The sequence below is a fragment of the Nonomuraea sp. NPDC050643 genome, assembly GCF_040654715.1.
Lineage (GTDB): Bacteria > Actinomycetota > Actinomycetes > Streptosporangiales > Streptosporangiaceae > Nonomuraea.
This window is the reverse complement of record NZ_JBFAIM010000032.1, coordinates 36,901-53,668: the sequence shown is the minus strand read 5'-3', so window position 1 is coordinate 53,668 and position 16,768 is coordinate 36,901. Positions and strand designations below refer to the sequence as shown.

Below are 16,768 nucleotides of genomic sequence, written 5' to 3'. Positions count from 1 at the left end.
GTGGATAACGTGGTCGCTGATCTCTCCCAGGACCGGCCCAGGCTGGGGCGCAGCAGCACGGCGGAACGGGTGGCCGACATTCTGCGCGACCGCATCAGCGAAGGCTTCTTCCAGCCGGGCCAGCGCCTGTCCGAGGAGGCCATCTCGGACGCGCTCGGCGTCTCCCGCAACACACTGCGCGAGGCGTTCCGGCTGCTCGGTCACGAGCGGCTGCTGGACCACCGGCTCAACAGGGGCGTGTTCGTCCGGCTTCCGTCCGCCGCGGACGTGGCCGACCTCTACCGCGTGCGCCGGGTGCTCGAAGGGGCGGCCGTGCGGCGCGCGCCGGCCGAGGAGGCGCTCGCCGTGATCAAGGAGGCCGTGCTCGACGCCGAGCGGGCCGCCGAGCAGGACGACTGGCAGGGCGTCGGCACCGCCAACATCCGCTTCCACCAGGCCCTCGTCTCCCTGAACGACAGCCCCAGGATCGACGAGGCCATGCGCCAGCTCCTGGCCGAGCTGCGGCTCGTCTTCCACGTCATGGAGAACCCGCGCGCCTTCCACGAGCCGTTCGTCGACCGCAACCGCACGCTGCTGGGCCTGATCGAGTCGGGGCGGCCGGAGAAGGCCGCGGACTATCTCGACGACTACCTCGACCATGCCGAGCGGCTGCTCATCCACGCCTACGAGCCGAACCGCTAACGTTGCGGTCATGGACCGGATCTTCACCCTGGACGAGGCCCGTGAGCTGCTCCCCGCCGTGATCGAGGACGCCCGCGAGGTGATCGCCGCCCGCGCCGACCTGACCGAGATCGACTTCGAACGCCGCTCCGGCGGCCGGTCCGAGCTGGGCGGCCTCGCGGAGCTCAAGGGCCTGCAGGCCCGCATCGAGGAGATCCTGAGCAGGTGGAGCGAGCAGGGGATCGAGGTCAAGGGCATCGCGCCGGTGCTCGTCGACTTCCCCGCGCTGCTCGGCGGGGTGTCGGTCCGGCTCTGCTGGATCGAGGGGGAGCGCGAGCTCGCCTGGTATCACCGTACGGAGCTGGGGTTCGCGGGCCGCCGCCCCCTGTAGATCAAGCCTTCGCCCTTGACGGGGTCTCGCCCGGCCCTGTATTCAACTCATAGGTTGATAAACCGAAAGGTTGAATACAATGCTCCTCGAGAACAAGATCGCCATCGTGTACGGCGCGGGCGGCTTCATCGGCGGCGCCGCCGCCCAGGCCTTCGCCCGTGAGGGCGCCCGCGTCTTCCTCGCCGGCCGCACCCCGGCCCCGCTCGACAGGACGGCCGCCGCCATCCGCGCCGCCGGGGGCACCGCCGAGACCGCCCAGGTCGACGCCCTGGACGAGGGCCAGGTGGACGCCTTCACCGCCTCGGTGGCCGGCCGGGCGGGCGGCATCGACATCTCGTTCAACGTCATCGGCGTCCAGGACGTGCAGCGGCCGCTCACCGAGCTCTCCGCCGAGGAGTTCCTGCGGCCGGTCTCGGTGGCCACGCGCACGCAGTTCCTCACCACGAGGGCCGCCGTCCGGCACATGATCCCACGCCGGTCCGGGGTGATCCTCCAGTTCGGCGGCGGCGGGCCGCAGACCATGGCCGGGCTGGGCGGGCTCAAGGTCGCGCTCGACGCCATGGAGAGCATGCGCCGGCAGTGGGCCTGCGAGGCCGGCCCGTACGGCATCCGCGTCGTCACCCTGGTGACCGGCGGCGTACCGGAGAGTCTGCCCGCCGACTTCGCCGCCAAGGACGAACTCGCCGCCTCGCTCGCGGCGGCGACCCTGCTCGGACGGACGGCGACCCTCGCCGACGTGGGCGACGTCGCCGCGTTCGTGGCCTCCGACCGGGCCCGCACCATGACCTCCGCGACCGTCAACATCTCCTGCGGCGCGATCGTCGATCACTAGGGTGCCGTTAGGGTGATCGAAACCCGACAGAAAGACCGGCCAGCATGCCCGACGACCCGCTCAGCCTCACCTTCGCCGCGCTGGCCGATCCCACCCGCCGGGCCATCCTCGCCCGGCTGGCCGACGGCGAGGCCACGGTCAACGAGCTGGCCGAGCCGTTCGACATGAGCCTCCAGGCGGTCTCCAAGCACCTGAAGGTGCTGGAGCGGGCGGGCCTGATCAGCAGGGGCCGCGACGCCCAGTGGCGGCCCTGCCGCCTGGAGACGGCCCCGCTGGAGACGGTGTCGGAGTGGGTCGACCGTTATCGCGAGCGCTGGAGCGACCGGTTCGACCGCCTCGACGCGGAGATCAGACGGATCCGGCGCGGACAGGAAGGACACGGGCATGACTGACACCGAGTTCGTCATCGAGCCCGGCCGCCAGGACCTGATCATGATCAGGGTCTTCGACGCGCCGCCGGACGTGGTGTTCCGCGTGATCACCGACCCCGAGCTGATCCCGCGCTGGTGGGGGCCGGACTTCCTCACCACGAGGGTCGATCGCATGGAGGTCGGGCCGGGCGGCCGGTGGCGTTACGTCAACGCCGACGCGCGCGGCAGGGAATACGCCTTCAGCGGCGTCTACCACGCCGTCGTGGCGCCCCTGCGGTTCGTGCGCACGTGGGAGTTCGAGGGACTGCCCGAGGACGTGGCACTCGAGACGGTCACGCTGGAGGCGGCGGACGGCCGGACGAGATACGTGGCGCAGTCCGTGCACCCGTCGGTGGAGTCCCGCGACGCCATCGTGCGCGCCGACGGCCCGAGGGGCGGCCGTGACTCCATGAACCGCCTCGCCGCCCTGCTCACAGCCGTGGCCGACATGTGACCAACCCGCCGCCCCAAGCGCGTGTCTAACGGGGTGAGCGAAGGGATCACAGCCATGAGGCATTCCTCAACGGCCGCGGAGCTCCTCACGACCGCGGCCATCGGCGTTGCGGGGATTCCCCCCGCCGCCGCGCACGACCAGAACGCACCACCGGCGGCCCGCGCCGCCCGCGTCACGGCAGAGGCCGGGGGACGGCCCACCGCCACGATCGAGACCGGACAGGACGAGGAGGCGGCGGTGGCACGGGTGCCCACCGCCGCTCCCGTCACCGGCGACGCCGGGCAGACCGGCGAGCACACCATCAGCGCCGGGCGCCACGCGTTCGTGGCGGGGGAGTGAACATGAAGATCATCGCAGCCGTGGCCGTCATCCTCACCGCGACCCTGTCCGCCCCCGCGCACGCGGGGCCGGGGTCGTCCACCCCGTCCCACGACTCCGCCCACGCGGGGCCGCACGATGCCATCAGGTACGCCTCACTCAAGGGCTGTAAGGTCAAGAGCGGCGGGACCCGGCCCTGCGGGGACTGGCGGCTCGTCCTGCACAGCGGCGAGCGGGTCACCCTGCCCGACGCCCAAGGGGTCGCGCTTCAGGCCAACGGCAAGTCCAGCCGCTACTACGCGGCCGCCATCGCGGTCAGCGGGAACGGGCAGCGGGTGGCGTACTTCACCAAGAAGGGCCGCCTGGCCGTACGCACCCTCGGCGGCGGCGTCCGGTTGCTGGCCAAGGACGCCCTGCCGCGGATGGGGCAGTGGGAGGTGACGCTGCGGCTCTCCGACGACGGCAGCCGGCTGGCCGCGTCCCCGGGGGACGGCGAGACGCGGATCTTCGACACGGGGACCGGCGACCTGCTCGGCACCGCCCCGGCCGAGGCGCTGGTGATGGGCTTCAGCGCCGACGCCGACGAGCTGCTCGCCACCGTCGACGCGAGCGAATCCGTCACCGAACTGGTCGTGTACGGCCTCACCGGCGACGAACGGCGACGGTTCACACCGCCGAAGGTGATCGCGATGAACGCGCCGCAGGCGCTGGCGGCCGATGGGCGCACCGTGGCGAGCGTGGTGGCCGGGTCGAAGGCGGAGCTGGTCACGTACGACGCGGAGGGGGACCGAATCGCCGGGCGCGAGAAGGTCAAGCTGCCGGCCGGCGACGTCGTCATGGTCGACTGGACCGGCGACACCCAGGTCACCGTCCACCTGTCGCGCTACGCGGAGGGCGGGTCGAGGATGACGGTCGCGCAGATCGACTCGGCGACGGGCGCGGTCAGGGTCAGAGACCGCTACACGCTCCTGCCCGACACCTACGTCTTCGCGGCCTGCGGCGGCTGAGACGGCGAATGGGAGGCCGGCTGGGGCCGGCGGGCGAGGTACGGGCATACGCTTTCCGGGTGGAGGTTCACTCGACCAAGGCGATGGCCGTACGCGCCGTCGACCTGTGCGTGGCGCTGCTGCACGAGCAGCCGTCGATCGAGTCGGTGTCGCGGGTCCTGCGCGAGCACGGCGAGGCCGGAGACCTCGCTCTGGGCGAGGCGGACGTGGCGGCGATGCGGTCGGCGGCGGGTCGGCTGCGCGAGGTGCTGGGCGCGGCCGGCGCCGACGAAGCGGCGGCCCTGCTCAACCGGCTGCTCGCGGGGGCGGCCCGGCCGCCCAGACTGACCAGCCACGGGGGCACGACGAGCTGGCACCTGCACGTCGACAGCGGCGACGACGCCTCGTGGGGGGAGTGGTTCCTGGCGTCGTCGGCGCTGGCGCTGGCCGTGCTGCTGGCCGACCACCAGCGGGTGCCCGGCGGGCTGTGCGCGTCGGGGAGCTGCGGGCGGCCGTACCTGGATCTCGGGGGCGGCAGCCCGCGCCGCTACTGCAGCGCCCGCTGCGCCACCCGCGAACGCGTCGCCGCCCACCGCTCCCGCGCCTCCTCAGCCGTCGGAGGCTGACCTCCGGGGGAGGAGGATCACCAGGGCCAGCGCCTGCAGCGCCGCGCCGGCCAGCAGGGACACACCCGTCGAGTACGCCGCCAGCGGGCCCGCCAGTGCCGACCCGAGGGCGAACGAGGTGATCTTCAAGCTGGCGCCCGTGGTGAACACCTGGCCGCGCAGGCGGGCGGGGGCGTGCCGGTGGCGTACCGAGAACAGGGCGGTGAGCTGGGGCCCCTGGCCCGCCCCCGCCACGGCGGCGGCCACCACCGCGAGCCAGAACGCCTCCGCCACGGCCGCCAGCGCCATTCCCGCGCCCAGCACCGCCGTCCCCCAGGCGAGCACCGCGTCCCACCGCCGCACCCGTCCGCGGGCGGCGAGCACGCCGTTGGCGGCCAGCCCGCAGGCGGCGGTGACGGCGAGCAGCATCGCGCCGTATCCGCTCTCACCGGTGAGCCGGGCCCCGAGCACGGGCGCGGACACGACCAGCATGGCCAGCCCGGCACAGGACACCATGGACCCGGCGGTCGCCCGCCGCAGCGGCCCGTTCCCGGTGATCACACCGAACCCCGCCGTCAACTCCGCCCGAACACCGCCCCAGCCCCAGCCCCCGCTTGATCCTCCGTTCGGTGACGGTGACGGTGACGGTGACGGTGACGGTGACGGTGACGGTGACGGGGGCAGGGTCCAGGCGGCCGGGAGGGCGGCGGCCAGGAGCGCCGTGCAGAACAGCAGCGCCGTCGTCCCGCCGCTCACGGCGGCGAGCAGGCCCGCCACCGCGGGCCCCGCCAGCCCCGCCACGTTGTAGCTCATCGAGTCGAGCGCCGTGGCCCGCCCCAGCCGCTCCGGACCCGCCACCAGAGGCAGTTGCGCCGTCCAGCCGCCCGTGAGCGCGGGCCCCAGCAGCCCCACCGCCACGGCCAGCCCGATGAGCGCGGCGTCCGGCACCCGCCCCAGCCCGGCGAGGACCAGCAGCAGCCCGCCCGCGTACCCCGACAGGCACCAGGCCAGCACCCGCCCCGGCCGCCGGGATCGGTCGAGCAGCACCCCGAGCAGCGGGCCGCCGACGGCCGCCGAGATCGTCAGCCCCGCCAGCAGCCACGACGCCAGTACGGGCGACCCCGTGACGGCCAGGCCGGTGACCAGCAGGGCGGGCCCGGACATCTCGTCTCCGGTACGGGCGGCGACCGCCCCGGCCATGTAACGCGATAACACGATCAAGACGTTACACGACGTTGGCCGGGCAGGACCGAGGGAATGAGTAACCCCGCGGCCGAGGAAGACCCGGCCTGCACGGGCTGCGTGCCGTGCAGGCCGTGCAGGCCCTCAGGCGGAGCTGGTGATGATCGCGAACCGGGCGCCGAACGGGTCGGCGAGGAACGCCATCCGCCCGGCCCCCTCCGCCGTCATCGCCGGCGCCTCCACCGTGCCGCCGAGCTCCTGTGCCCGGACGGCCGTGGCGTCACAGTCGGGCACCTCGAAGTACGGCAGCCAGTGCGCGGCCTGCCCGCCCTCCAGTCGCGCGATGCCAGCCATCGCCGACGCCTCGCCGCCACCGGCGGGGGAGACCACGGGATAGGACGTGTCGCCCATCTTCAGGTCCTCGAACCGCCAGCCGAACACCGGCCGGTAGAAGTCGCGGACGGCGTCGGGGTCGGGGACGTGGAGCTCGACCCAGCCGAGCGAGCCCGGCTCGGTCACCAGGCCGAGCCCCTTGGTCGCGCCCGGCTGCCACACCGCGAACGGGGCCCCCGCCGGATCGGCGAACACCGCCATCCGCCCCTGCCCCTGGATGTCGGCCGGCGCGGCCAGGACCGTGCCGCCCGCCTGCTCGATCGACTTCGCGATCACGTCGGCGTCGGGCGCCTGGAAGTAGGTCAGCCACGCCGGAACCGGCCTGAACGCGGTCTCCCGGCTGATCCCGGCGACCGTCCTGCCGCCGACCTGGCAGAAGCGGTAGTCCCCGTGATCGGGGCCCAGCGAGACGGACCGCCAGCCGAACAGCCCGGTGTAGAAGGCGGTCGACGCCTCCAGGTCGGGGCTGCCCAGGTCGAGCCAGCACGGGGAGCCCGGAAGGTAGTGGGTGGTGAGCATGGCCTGCTCCTTCGCTTGACGAAGCGGTGGGTGGCCTCATCGCCTCTGGCGCGGTCGGGGGGCGACGCCACGTGTACAGCCTGGCACGTCCGGGTCGTCCCGCACCAATCGAATGGGTGTTTGAACTATGGCATACACTCGGCATCATGACAGCCGCGTTCCAAGCATCTCTGCTCGGCCTCGACGACGAGCCCGGGGCCGGGCCGCTCGGCGGCGCCGTCCGCAGGACGCACCTCGGCCACGGCGCCTGGATCGACCTGTGCCCGGGCTGGCTGACCGGCGCCGACACCCTGTTCGAACGGCTGGCGGAGACGGTGCCGTGGCACGCGGAGCGCCGCCGCATGTACGACCGGGTCGTCGACGTGCCCCGCCTGCTGAAGTTCTACGACGAGCACGAGCCCCTGCCCGATCCCGTGCTCGACGACGCCAGGCGGCAGCTCGACGCCCACTACCGGCAGGAGCTGGGCGAGCCGTTCCGCACGGCCGGGCTCTGCTTCTACCGCGACGGCCGCGACAGCGTGGCCTGGCACGGCGACACCATCGGCCGGGGCGGCACCGAAGACACCATGGTCGCGATCGTCTCGGTCGGCAGCCCCCGTCCGCTGCTGCTCCGCCCCCGTGGTGGCGGCGCCTCGATCCGGCGCGATCTGGGGCACGGGGATCTGATCGTGATGGGCGGGAGCTGCCAGCGCACGTGGGAGCACGCGATCCCGAAGACCTCCCGCCCGGCGGGCCCGCGCATCAGCGTCCAGTTCCGTCCCCGGGGCGTCCGCTGAGGGCTACCCGAGCGTGAGCCGGGCGACCCGTCCCTGCTCGCCCGCCGCCCAGCACGACAGGTCGCGCGTGCACGAGACCGTGTCGAACGAGCCGGTGTCGAAGGTGTGCCAGCTCCGCCCGCCCGAATACGTCACGTCGCTGCCCGAGGGCCCGACCGCGATGGCCGCGAGCGGCAGGTGCGGCAGCCAGGCGACCCCCGACCGGTAGGCGGGCGGAGGCGCCGAGGCCGGTCGCCACGTGGCGCCGCCGTCCCGGCTCACCGCGCCCGCGCTGGGCGACTGCTGGTCCGGCCGGTAGTCGCCGCCCACCGCGATGCCCCGGTGGCGGTCGCGGAAGGCCAGGGCGAAGACGCCGCGCGCCGGGTCACCGGCCGGGATCGGGGTGTCGGCCACCGTCCACGTACGCCCGCGATCGCCCGAGTGGAACACCCGCGCCCGCTCCGCCCCGCCGCCGGCCAGCCACGCGTCCCGGCTGCCCGACGAGACCAGGCACTGGCCGCCGGCCGCGAATCCGGCCTCGCTCGGCAGGGCCGGCGGCATGCCGCCGGAGGGCAGCACCTGCCAGCTCCGCCCGCCGTCCTCCGTCGCGAGGATCCGGAATCTGCCGTCCACCGGGTCGGACATGGCCAGCCCGTGCCGCCGGTCGAAGAAGGTCAGGCAGTCGTAGAAGGCCTGGGGCTCGTCGTTCCTGAAGGTCTCGGCCCACGTGCGGCCCCCGTCCTCCGTCCGGTACACCCGCGAGTCGGTGCCCGCGCCGATCGACAGCGCCACGGCCCGGCGCGCGTCGAACGCCTCGATGTCGCGGAACTGCAGCGCGGCCGTGCCGTGCGGGGAGACGTTCTGCCAGCTCCGCCCGCCGTCCACGGTCCTCAGCACGGTGCCGCCCGAACCCGACGCCCACACCACGTCACGGCTGACGGGCGACAGGCCCCGCAGGCGCGCGGTCACCCCGGTCGCCTTGAGGTCCCAGCCCGGTTGGGGGGTGTCGGCGTGCGCGGGGAGCGGGGCGGCGAGCACGACGGCCGCTGACAGCGCGCTCAACACGATGCGAAGCCTCATGTCGGGCAAACTAGCCCAACCGATCACGGCCGTCCATGGGGCCGCCGGCCAGGAACGCGGCGATGAGCGGGTTGACCCGTTGCGGCGCCTGGCGGCTGGACCAGTGGCCGACGCCTTTGAGCAGCTCGAACCGGGCGCCGGGGATGAGGCCGGCGGCGGCCCTCGTCCGGGCGGGGGGCACGCCGAGGTCGCGGTCGCCCTGGATGAGCAGGGCGGGGCAGGCGATCTCGGACAGGCGCGGGCGCAGGTCCACGCGCATGCGAAACGGGCCGATGGAGGCGTTCTGCCAGTCGGAGGAGCCCGCGCCGCCGTCGTGCACCTCGGCGGCGATCTCGTCCACGACGTCCTCGAAATCCGCCACGGGACCGGCGAACAGCGCCCGCCTGACGAACCGCGCGATCCCCTCCCGGGACCTGAACATCATCCCCGGCAGCGTCCTGTGCAGCAGCGGCAGCTTGGCGGTGAGCCAGAGCGCCTGGTGCACGACGGGCGGGAACGACAGGATCCCGGCGGGGGCGAGCGCCACGAGCCGGTCGACCCGCCCGGGATGGTCGATGGCGTAGGCGAGGGCGAGCGCGCCGCCCTGGGACAGCCCGACCAGGGAGGCCGACGGCCAGCCGAAGTGGTCGAGGACGTCGGTGACGCACCGCGTCATGCGCGCGTGGGTCGCCCGGCCGGTCCACGGGCGGCTCCTGCCCTGCTTCGGCCAGTCGAGCGCGAGGACGCGGTGCTCTCTGGCCAGCACGGGGATGAGGTGCCGCCAGCTCAGCAGCGCGTTGTCCACCCCGGCCCCGCTCAGGAGCAGGACGCGCGGGCCGCGCTCGCCGGCGCCGTAGACGTGGACGCGCCCTTCCGGGCAGGTCAGGTAGGTGCTGCGCAGGCCGTCGATCATCCCGGGCCACCGCCCCGCCTGGCCTCCCAGCGTTCCCACAGGGCGGGCAGCTCCGCTTCCAGGAACCGGTACAGCTCGTGCACGTTGGCCAGCCGTTCCCGCCGCGTGCCGGGGCTGTCGGCGAGCACCCGCAGCCCCGCCTCGGTGATCTCCCGGAACGCGGTCGTCTTCGCGTAGCGTCCTGCCAGCATGCGGCTCCAGCCGTCGGGTGCCATGCGGAAGTACTCCTGTCTCTCGCCGCGCCTGCGCACGCCCTCCACGAGCCCGCTCGGCGTCAGCAGCCGGGTCGCGCTGCTGATGGAGCTGCGGCTGACCCGCAGCACGGCCGCGAGTTGCGCGGCGCTCTGCTCCGGAGGGTCGCTGATGAGCAGCCAGCCGATCACCCGGCCGGCGATCAGCGGCATGCCTTCTCGCGCGAAGAAGACGGCGACGTCATCGACGAACTCGAGCTCGGCGTCGGTTGGGGGGATCATGCTCCGACATTACCGTCATTGCAGTCATTACTGCAATGACTGGATTTAAGGGTCAGGCCGCCTGGCGGGCCATGCCCCACGACAGCAGCGCCTCGGCCGTGGTGAAGCGGCGACTGGAGGACGACTCGTCGAGCAGCACGCCGACCAGCCGCTTGCCGTTGGCCTCGCCCGCGAACGCCAGGCAGAAGCCCGCCGCCCGCGTGAAGCCGGTCTTCAGGCCGATCGCGCCCGGCGTGCCGAGCAGCCTGTTCGTGTTGCGCCAGGTGTAGGAGCGGTGCCCGTCGCGGGCGTCGAGGCTGTGCCACCGGGTGCCCGCCGCCCGCTTGATCGGCGGCACCCGCAGGGCCTCGGCCGCCAGCACGGCCTGGTCCCTGGCGGTGGAGTAGCCGTCGCCGCCGCGCATGGGCAGGCCGTCGGCGTTGACGTACCTGGTGTTGGTCATGCCCAGGGTGCGGGCGGTCGCGTTCATCTTGGCCACGAAGCCGCCGACGCCGGGGCCGTACGTGCGGGCCAGCGCGTGGGCGGCGTCGGCGCCCGAGGGGAGCATCAGGCCGTACAGGAGTTCGCCGACGGTGAGGCGGTCGCCGGCGCGCAGGTCGGCGGTGGTGCCGCCGCCGTCCTCCGCGTACGCGACGTCGGCGCGCTTGATCTCGACGACGTCCGTGAGCTTGGCGCTCTTCAGCACGACATAGGCCGTCATGGTCTTGGTGAGGCTGGCGATCGGCCGCCGCTCGCCGGCCGCCTTGCTGAACAGGACGTCGCCGGAGGAGGCGTCGAGCAGAATGGCGGCCTGGCCGTACACGGACGGGGTGTCGATTTCGCGGGTGGTTTGTGCCTGCGCGGGCGCGGCCAGCCCTGTGACCAGGGCCAGGGCGCCTGCCGTGGTGGTCAGGCCGGCTTTCCGGATACGCATGGAAACCAGATTGCCGCGCGATTTGGGGTGGGTTTGACAAAAGGCACATAGTGCCGAGACAAAGCCACGGGAATCCCCGATAGGACAGGGAAATCCGATAGGTAAATCTTTTCGTGGATTTTGCGGTCGTGCACCGGACGCGGCGGGATCACCCGCTTCAGGGCGGCGGCCGGCGCGTCCACGTCCCGGGGCGGCACGAGCACGCCGTCCACGCCGTCGGTCAGCTCCTTCTCCAACCGGTCCGTACGCACCGGCAGGGCGACGTGCCCGCCCGGCCCGTGCTGCTCGACGAGCCCGGCGAGCCGTCCCTGGCGCGGCCCGCTGCCGAAGATCCGCAGCCGCCACTCCGGATGCTCGGGCACCACCTGCGCCCACGCCTCGATGAGCAGGTCGAACCCCTTCTGGGGCACCAACCGCCCGGCCGCGATCACGACGGGTTCGACCTGCCGGGAACGTTCCTGGTCCACCGTGTGCACGCCGTTCGGGATCCGCGCGATCGGGGAGTCCGGCAGCAGCCGCCGGTACGCGAGCAGGCTGGTGCGCGTCGGTACGCAGACCGCGTCGAACCGGCCGTAGTGGCGGGCGACCGCAGCGCGTCGGAGGCGGCCTCGGCCGGGGGGTGCGTTTGCCGGGGCCGGCCTCGTGCCAGGACGTGACGATCGAGGCGGGGTGGCGCGGCAGGAAGAGGAAGCGCGCGTCGGGCCGGCAGGTGGCGATGCGCAAGGAGTCTCGCCGGTCCGCCCGATGATCAAGACCGCTAGCCTTGCTGGTGTCGCGGGATCTTGACCAAGGGGTGGGCATGGACGACGAACGGCTGCCGGACGACGTGGTCCTGGGCATGGTGGCCGAGCACCTGAGCGCGGCCATGGGCCGCCCCTGGCGGGTCATCGGCGGCCTGGCCCAAGGACCCGGCACGCTCGCGGTGCGGCTGGGCGACGACCACACCGGCGACCCGGCCCACCTCGACCTCGACTTCCTGCTGAACGAGGACACCACGATCAGCGACTGCGTGGCCGGCTACGGCCGCACCACGGAGGAGGCCGTGGACCGGGCCGTCCAGGTGTGGCTGGGCACCACCGGCAGCGCGCTGCTCGAACTCCTGGTCCAGGACGGCACCCACGCCGGGCACTTCGCCCCCGACGACCCCGACGGCTTCCCCGGCTGGCACGCCGTCCACGGCGGCATCACCGGCTGGGGGACGGGCGACGACCACGACGCCGTGCAGCGGTGGGCCGTCCAGCACGCGCTCCTGCCGCACCTGGCCCCGGTCCTGAAGGGCGCGTTCGAACGCGACCACCTGGTGGGCGTGAAGGCGTTCTTCGGCGGGGGAGGGGGCACGGAGGCGGCCGAGATCCGGGTGGACGGCGCCTACCACGAGGCGGGCTCACGCGCCCTGGCCGGACTGGACTGGCCGCGCCCCGGGAACGGCGTCTCCTACGCCCGGACGTTCGTGCTGCTCGTCCACCAGTGACGGTCGCGGCTGAAAGTTTCAAGGCCCGTTGACACGCCAAACGTGAGCGCTAACAATCGCGGAATCCCACCGGAACAAGGAGAGCGTGCCCCCGAAACCGCCGCGAAATGTTAGCGCTACCAAGGAGTCCCGACGATGATTCGAAGCATCCTGGCAGCCCTGTCACTCCTGCTCTTAGCCCTGGTCCCCGTCACGGGACCCGCCTCGGCCGCCACGTCGTACACCAACCCGATCAAGTCGCAGAAGGGCGCGGACCCCTGGCTGCGCCACCACGACGGCGACTACTACCTGATCACCACCAGCTTCACGAACACGCTGGTCATGCGCCGCTCGCCCACCCTCGGCGGGCTGGCCACCGCGCCGAGCATCCAGGTCTGGCAGGACACCACCGCCTCCCGCGGCACCAACTTCTGGGCTCCCGAGCTGCACCAGTTCAACGGCCGCTGGTACATCTACTACTCCGCCGGGGCCGTCGGCACCGCCTGCTGTGACAGCCAGCGCACCCACGTGCTGGAGAGCGCGGGCAGCGACCCGCTGGGGCCGTACGCGTACCGGAACCTGCTCACCGGCTCCAACCTCACCCCGGGCGGCTGGCTGATCGACGCCAGCCCCATGTCCCTGAACGGGTCCCTGTACCTGCTCGGCAGCGGGTTCATCGGCGGCAGTACGCAGAGCCTGGTGATCGCGCCCATGAGCAACCCCTACACGGTCAGCGGCGGCACGTTCAGCCGCATCTCCAGCGCCACCCTGAGCTGGGAGACCCAGGGCGGCACGGTCAACGAGGGGCCGGTGGCGCTGCAGCGCGGCGGGCAGACGTTCCTGATCTACTCGGCCAGCGCCTGCTGGGGTCCCGACTACAAGCTGGGGCAGCTCACCCACAACGGCGGCAACCCGCTCAGCGCCTCCTCGTGGGTCAAGAAGTCCACGCCGGTGTTCCAGCGCTCGGGCAGCGTGTACGGCCCCGGCCACAACGGCTTCTTCACCTCCCCGAACGGCGCCGAGAACTGGATCGTCTACCACGCCAACAGCTCCAGCGGCGGCGGCTGCGACAACAACCGCACCACCCGCGCCCAGCGGTTCACCTGGAACGCCGACGGCAGCCCGAACTTCGGCACCCCGGTCGCGACGGGCACCTCGCTGGCCGCGCCCGCGGGGGAGACGGCCGCCACGCCGACGGCGTACACGCTGGTCAACCGCAACAGCGGGAAGTGCCTCGAGGTCGCGGGCGGATCGGGGACCGACGGCGCGAACATCCAGCAGTGGACCTGCACCGGCGGCGCCAACCAGCGCTGGCGCCTGGAGGACCAGGCCGACGACACCAGCAGGCTGGTCAACGTGGCCACCGGCAAGGTCGCCGACGTGACGAACTGCGCCACCGCCGACGGCACCGACATCCGCCAGTGGAGCTGGCTGAACAACACCTGCCAGCGCTTCCGGCTCGTCCACACCGCCACCGGCGGCTGGGTCAGGATCGTCAACGCCGCCACCGGCAAGGTCGCCGACGTGGCCGACTGCGGCACCGGCGACGGCGCCGACGTACGGCAGTGGAGCTGGCTGAACAACGCCTGCCAGCAGTGGTCCATCAGGCCCGTGTAGGCGGTGGCCCGGACGTTATGATCGCGCGTTCGCCCCCTTGGCCTGTTAGCGTTACCGCCAAGGGGGTGAGCCACGGTGAAAGCCAGATCAGGCAGGCCCGCGGTCCTCATGGACGTCGCCGTGCTCGCCGGCGTCTCGACCATGACCGTCTCGCGGGTGCTCAACGCGCCCGACCTCGTCCGCGCCGAGACGCGGGCGCGGGTGCTGGCCGCCGTGCGCGAGCTCGACTACCGGCCCAACCAGGCCGCCCGCCAGCTCGTCACCGGCCGCTCCGGGGTGCTGGGCGTGGTCAGCATCGACACCACCCTCTACGGCCCCGCCTCCACGCTCTACTGCATCGAGCAGGCCGCCCGGCACGCCGGCTACAACGTCAGCATCGCCAGCCTCAGCTCGCTGAACCGGCGCTCGATGGAGGAGGGGGTGCAGCGGCTGCGCACCCAGGCGGTCGACGGCGTGATCATCGTCGCGCCGCACGAGTCGGCCGCCGACGGGCTGCGCCATCTGCCGCCCGAGATGCCGGTCGTCGCGGTCGACGCCGGCGACGACATCCCGGTGCCGGTGGCCAAGGTCGACCAGCGCACCGGCGCCGCCCGCGTCACCAAGCACCTGCTCGACCTCGGCCACGAGACCGTCCGCCACGTCGCGGGCCCGGCCGACTGGCTCGACGCCAACGACCGCATCAAGGGCTGGCGCGGCGTGCTGGAGGCGGCCGGCCGGCCGGTGCCCGACGTGCTGCGCGGCGACTGGAGCTCGCGCTCCGGCTACCAGCTCGGCCGCGGCCTCGCGCAGGATCCCGAGGTCAGCGCCGTGTTCGTGGCCAACGACCAGATGGCGCTCGGCGTGCTGCGGGCGCTGCGGGAGGCCGGGCGGCGGGTGCCCGAAGACGTCAGCGTGGCGGGCTTCGACGACATCCCCGAGTCCGCCTACTTCTGGCCGCCGCTGACGACCGTCCGCCAGGACTTCGGCGAGGTCGGCAGGCACGCCTTCCACCTGCTGCTGGACCGGATGGCCGGCGCCGAGCCCGACGCCCGCCGGCTGGTCGAGCCCGAGCTGGTCGTCAGGGAGAGCACCGGCCCCAGGCGTCCCTGAACCGCGCCGGGCGCGTCAGGCGAGCCTGATCACGTTCCAGGAGACCGGGGGCAGCAGGATCCGCGCGGGGTCGTGCTCGACGTCGGTGTTCGGCCGGGGCGCGATCCGGCCGGGGTCGTCGGCGGTGTTGCGGGCGTAGACGTCGGAATCGGTCAGCGTGGTGGCCTCGACCACCCGTACGCCGCCCAGGGCCCGGGTGTCGATCTCCAGCGACACCGGGCCGTCGGTCGAGCGGTTGACGGCGAACAGCGTCGTGCCGCCCTCCTGCGCGTGCGTGGCCACCGCGTGCACCAGCGGCACCTCGCCGTACTCCTTCGTCTCGTACGACGGCGACACCGGCTCGACCCGCAGCACGTCGCCCGCCGCGTACCGGGACGCCTGCGCGAACGGGTGGAACGTGGTCTGCCGCCAGGCCCGCCCGCCCGGCTCCGTCATGATCGGCGCGATCACGTTCACGAGCTGGGCCAGCGACGCGGCGGTCACCCGGTCGCTGTTGCGCAGCAGCGTGATCAGCAGCCCGCCGAAGGCCACCGCGTCGGCCAGGTGGTAGTGGTCCTCCAGCAGCGGCGGCGCCACCGGCCAGTCCGCGGGCGGTTCGGCGTTCTGGAAGCGCGACAGGTACCAGACGTTCCACTCGTCGAACGAGATGTCGATCTTCTTGCGGGACTTCAGCCGGGCCCCGGCGGCGTCGGCACTGGCCACGACCGAGGAGATGAAGTACTCCATGTTGGACGAGCTGGCCAGGAAGCTGCCGAGGTCGCCGTCCTTCTCCTCGTAGTAGGCGTGGCAGGAGACGTAGTCCACCAGGTCGTAGGTCTCCTCCAGCACCGTGGCCTCCCACGCGCCGAACGTCGGCATGTGCGAGCTGGAGCTGCCGCACACGACCAGCTCCAGCGCCGGGTCCACCATGCGCATGGCGCGGGCGGTCTCGGCGGCCAGCCGGCCGTACTCGCGGGCCGTCTTGTGGCCGATCTGCCAGGGGCCGTCCATCTCGTTGCCCAGGCACCACATCCCGATGCCGTGCGGCTCCTTGGCGCCGTTGGCCACGCGCAGGTCGGACAAGGTCGTGCCGGAGGGATGGTTGCAGTATTCGAGCAGGTCCAGAGCCTCGGCGACGCCGCGGGTGCCCAGGTTGAGCGCCATCATGGGCTCCACGCCCGCCTTGCGGCACCAGCGGACGAACTCGTCCACGCCGACCTCGTTCGGCTCGGTGCTGTGCCAGGCCAGGTCGAGCCGGCGCGGGCGCTCGGAGATCGGGCCGATGCCGTCCTCCCACCGGTAGCCGGAGACGAAGTTCCCGCCCGGGTAGCGGACGGTGGACACGCCCAGCTCCCGCGTCAGGTCGAGCACGTCGCGGCGGAAACCGTCCTCGTCGGCCGACGGGTGGCCGGGCTCGTAGATGCCGGTGTAGACGCATCGCCCGAGATGCTCCACGAACGTGCCGAAGGTACGCCGGCGGACGGGAGCGACCTTGAACGCGGGATCGAGGGTGAGCTTGGCCTGGTGCACGGAGGAGACTCCTGGTTTCGCGGGAGTTACGTAGGTCCCGATTGTTAGCGCTATCACTGAGTGGGGTCAAGGGGTGGGGTGAGAGGTCTCCGATCACGGCAACCGTTTGCCGACGGGCCCTTGACAGGCTGCTTGTTACCGCTAACACTCGGGTAACCCCGCTGAAACAACGGGGTCCACGCGGCGACCTCCGCGATCCGGACGGTACGCCCATGCCGCCTTCGCGTCCTCCTGCGCGAA

General features: G+C 72.7%; 20 protein-coding genes. 12 read left to right on the top strand and 8 right to left on the bottom strand.

Annotated features, from left to right (window positions below; genetic code table 11):
- Window positions 1-9 precede the first annotated feature (9 nt).
- From AB0I15_RS35565 to AB0I15_RS35530, 8 genes are all read left to right on the top strand, one after another.
- Entirely contained in the window at window positions 10-681 is a 672-nt protein-coding gene (locus AB0I15_RS35565) for a GntR family transcriptional regulator (protein WP_358105378.1), read from the top strand.
- A gap of 10 nt (window positions 682-691) precedes the next feature.
- Complete coding sequence (locus tag AB0I15_RS35560) at window positions 692-1,051, top strand: DUF2203 domain-containing protein (RefSeq protein ID WP_358105375.1); 360 nt, start codon at window positions 692-694, stop codon at window positions 1,049-1,051.
- 79 nt (window positions 1,052-1,130) lie between these two features.
- A complete protein-coding gene (locus tag AB0I15_RS35555; protein ID WP_358105372.1) occupies window positions 1,131-1,883 on the top strand; it encodes an SDR family oxidoreductase in 753 nt (250 codons plus the stop codon).
- 44 nt (window positions 1,884-1,927) lie between these two features.
- A complete protein-coding gene (locus AB0I15_RS35550; protein ID WP_358105369.1) occupies window positions 1,928-2,275 on the top strand; it encodes a metalloregulator ArsR/SmtB family transcription factor in 348 nt (115 codons plus the stop codon).
- Window positions 2,268-2,747 carry an SRPBCC domain-containing protein gene (locus AB0I15_RS35545; protein WP_358105366.1) on the top strand — a complete coding sequence of 160 codons (480 nt, stop codon included), beginning with the start codon at window positions 2,268-2,270 and terminating at the stop codon, window positions 2,745-2,747. The genes AB0I15_RS35550 and AB0I15_RS35545 overlap by 8 nt, the downstream gene beginning before the upstream one ends.
- 54 nt (window positions 2,748-2,801) lie before the next feature.
- Window positions 2,802-3,086 carry a hypothetical protein gene (locus AB0I15_RS35540; protein ID WP_358105363.1) on the top strand — a complete coding sequence of 95 codons (285 nt, stop codon included), beginning with the start codon at window positions 2,802-2,804 and terminating at the stop codon, window positions 3,084-3,086.
- Window positions 3,087-3,088: 2 nt separating this feature from the next.
- Window positions 3,089-4,072, top strand: a complete 984-nt coding sequence (locus AB0I15_RS35535) for a hypothetical protein (protein WP_358105360.1) — start codon at window positions 3,089-3,091, stop codon at window positions 4,070-4,072.
- A 59-nt stretch (window positions 4,073-4,131) separates the two neighbouring features.
- Window positions 4,132-4,677 (top strand): CGNR zinc finger domain-containing protein, encoded by a 546-nt coding sequence (locus AB0I15_RS35530; protein ID WP_358105357.1) that lies wholly within the window; start codon window positions 4,132-4,134, stop codon window positions 4,675-4,677.
- Here AB0I15_RS35530 and AB0I15_RS35525 read toward each other — a convergent pair.
- Window positions 4,660-5,871, bottom strand: coding sequence for an MFS transporter (locus AB0I15_RS35525; protein ID WP_358105354.1), 1,212 nt, complete (start codon window positions 5,869-5,871; stop codon window positions 4,660-4,662). The genes AB0I15_RS35530 and AB0I15_RS35525 overlap by 18 nt on opposite strands.
- Before the next feature lie 111 nt (window positions 5,872-5,982).
- A complete protein-coding gene (locus AB0I15_RS35520) occupies window positions 5,983-6,750 on the bottom strand; it encodes a VOC family protein (RefSeq protein ID WP_358105351.1) in 768 nt (255 codons plus the stop codon).
- A 146-nt stretch (window positions 6,751-6,896) separates the two neighbouring features.
- Between AB0I15_RS35520 and AB0I15_RS35515 the strand changes: the two genes are divergently transcribed.
- The gene (locus AB0I15_RS35515; protein WP_358105348.1) at window positions 6,897-7,526 is read left to right on the top strand and encodes an alpha-ketoglutarate-dependent dioxygenase AlkB; all 630 of its coding nucleotides are present in this window, start codon (window positions 6,897-6,899) and stop codon (window positions 7,524-7,526) included.
- Window positions 7,527-7,529: 3 nt separating this feature from the next.
- Here AB0I15_RS35515 and AB0I15_RS35510 read toward each other — a convergent pair whose 3' ends face one another.
- The 5 genes from AB0I15_RS35510 to AB0I15_RS35490 are packed head-to-tail and all read right to left on the bottom strand — an operon-like array spanning window position 7,530 to window position 11,339.
- Window positions 7,530-8,585, bottom strand: a complete 1,056-nt coding sequence (locus AB0I15_RS35510; RefSeq protein ID WP_358105345.1) for an oxidoreductase — start codon at window positions 8,583-8,585, stop codon at window positions 7,530-7,532.
- Window positions 8,586-8,595: 10 nt separating this feature from the next.
- A complete protein-coding gene (locus AB0I15_RS35505) occupies window positions 8,596-9,477 on the bottom strand; it encodes an alpha/beta fold hydrolase (RefSeq protein WP_358105342.1) in 882 nt (293 codons plus the stop codon).
- Complete coding sequence (locus AB0I15_RS35500) at window positions 9,474-9,950, bottom strand: MarR family transcriptional regulator (RefSeq protein WP_358105339.1); 477 nt, start codon at window positions 9,948-9,950, stop codon at window positions 9,474-9,476. The genes AB0I15_RS35505 and AB0I15_RS35500 overlap by 4 nt, the downstream gene beginning before the upstream one ends.
- Before the next feature lie 52 nt (window positions 9,951-10,002).
- Window positions 10,003-10,863: a D-alanyl-D-alanine carboxypeptidase family protein gene (locus AB0I15_RS35495; protein ID WP_358105337.1), complete on the bottom strand. Its 861-nt coding sequence runs from the start codon at window positions 10,861-10,863 to the stop codon at window positions 10,003-10,005.
- A complete protein-coding gene (locus AB0I15_RS35490; RefSeq protein ID WP_358105334.1) occupies window positions 10,839-11,339 on the bottom strand; it encodes a glycosyltransferase in 501 nt (166 codons plus the stop codon). The genes AB0I15_RS35495 and AB0I15_RS35490 overlap by 25 nt, the downstream gene beginning before the upstream one ends.
- A gap of 323 nt (window positions 11,340-11,662) precedes the next feature.
- Between AB0I15_RS35490 and AB0I15_RS35485 the strand changes: the two genes are divergently transcribed.
- From AB0I15_RS35485 to AB0I15_RS35475, 3 genes are all read left to right on the top strand, one after another.
- Entirely contained in the window at window positions 11,663-12,334 is a 672-nt protein-coding gene (locus tag AB0I15_RS35485; protein WP_358105332.1) for a DUF6348 family protein, read from the top strand.
- Between the two features lie 135 nt (window positions 12,335-12,469).
- Window positions 12,470-13,930, top strand: a complete 1,461-nt coding sequence (locus AB0I15_RS35480; RefSeq protein WP_358105330.1) for a family 43 glycosylhydrolase — start codon at window positions 12,470-12,472, stop codon at window positions 13,928-13,930.
- Between the two features lie 108 nt (window positions 13,931-14,038).
- Window positions 14,039-15,019 (top strand): LacI family DNA-binding transcriptional regulator, encoded by a 981-nt coding sequence (locus AB0I15_RS35475; protein ID WP_358105582.1) that lies wholly within the window; start codon window positions 14,039-14,041, stop codon window positions 15,017-15,019.
- 15 nt (window positions 15,020-15,034) lie between these two features.
- Here AB0I15_RS35475 and AB0I15_RS35470 read toward each other — a convergent pair whose 3' ends face one another.
- On the bottom strand, window positions 15,035-16,528 hold the full coding sequence (locus AB0I15_RS35470) for an alpha-N-arabinofuranosidase (protein WP_358105328.1): 1,494 nt from the start codon (window positions 16,526-16,528) through the stop codon (window positions 15,035-15,037).
- Window positions 16,529-16,768 lie beyond the last annotated feature (240 nt).

Bases quoted from the DNA above. Each gene is read 5' to 3' on its own strand.
- AB0I15_RS35485 (WP_358105332.1), top strand. From the start codon at position 11,663: ATGGACGACGAACGGCTGCCGGACGACGTGGTCCTGGGCATGGTGGCC.
- AB0I15_RS35550 (WP_358105369.1), top strand. From the start codon at position 1,928: ATGCCCGACGACCCGCTCAGCCTCACCTTCGCCGCGCTGGCCGATCCC.
- AB0I15_RS35560 (WP_358105375.1), top strand. From the start codon at position 692: ATGGACCGGATCTTCACCCTGGACGAGGCCCGTGAGCTGCTCCCCGCC.
- AB0I15_RS35495 (WP_358105337.1), bottom strand. From the start codon at position 10,863: ATGCGTATCCGGAAAGCCGGCCTGACCACCACGGCAGGCGCCCTGGCC.
- AB0I15_RS35515 (WP_358105348.1), top strand. From the start codon at position 6,897: ATGACAGCCGCGTTCCAAGCATCTCTGCTCGGCCTCGACGACGAGCCC.
- AB0I15_RS35545 (WP_358105366.1), top strand. From the start codon at position 2,268: ATGACTGACACCGAGTTCGTCATCGAGCCCGGCCGCCAGGACCTGATC.
- AB0I15_RS35520 (WP_358105351.1), bottom strand. From the start codon at position 6,750: ATGCTCACCACCCACTACCTTCCGGGCTCCCCGTGCTGGCTCGACCTG.
- AB0I15_RS35510 (WP_358105345.1), bottom strand. From the start codon at position 8,585: ATGAGGCTTCGCATCGTGTTGAGCGCGCTGTCAGCGGCCGTCGTGCTC.
- AB0I15_RS35500 (WP_358105339.1), bottom strand. From the start codon at position 9,950: ATGATCCCCCCAACCGACGCCGAGCTCGAGTTCGTCGATGACGTCGCC.
- AB0I15_RS35555 (WP_358105372.1), top strand. From the start codon at position 1,131: ATGCTCCTCGAGAACAAGATCGCCATCGTGTACGGCGCGGGCGGCTTC.
- AB0I15_RS35475 (WP_358105582.1), top strand. From the start codon at position 14,039: ATGGACGTCGCCGTGCTCGCCGGCGTCTCGACCATGACCGTCTCGCGG.
- AB0I15_RS35480 (WP_358105330.1), top strand. From the start codon at position 12,470: ATGATTCGAAGCATCCTGGCAGCCCTGTCACTCCTGCTCTTAGCCCTG.
- AB0I15_RS35505 (WP_358105342.1), bottom strand. From the start codon at position 9,477: ATGATCGACGGCCTGCGCAGCACCTACCTGACCTGCCCGGAAGGGCGC.
- AB0I15_RS35535 (WP_358105360.1), top strand. From the start codon at position 3,089: ATGAAGATCATCGCAGCCGTGGCCGTCATCCTCACCGCGACCCTGTCC.
- AB0I15_RS35540 (WP_358105363.1), top strand. From the start codon at position 2,802: ATGAGGCATTCCTCAACGGCCGCGGAGCTCCTCACGACCGCGGCCATC.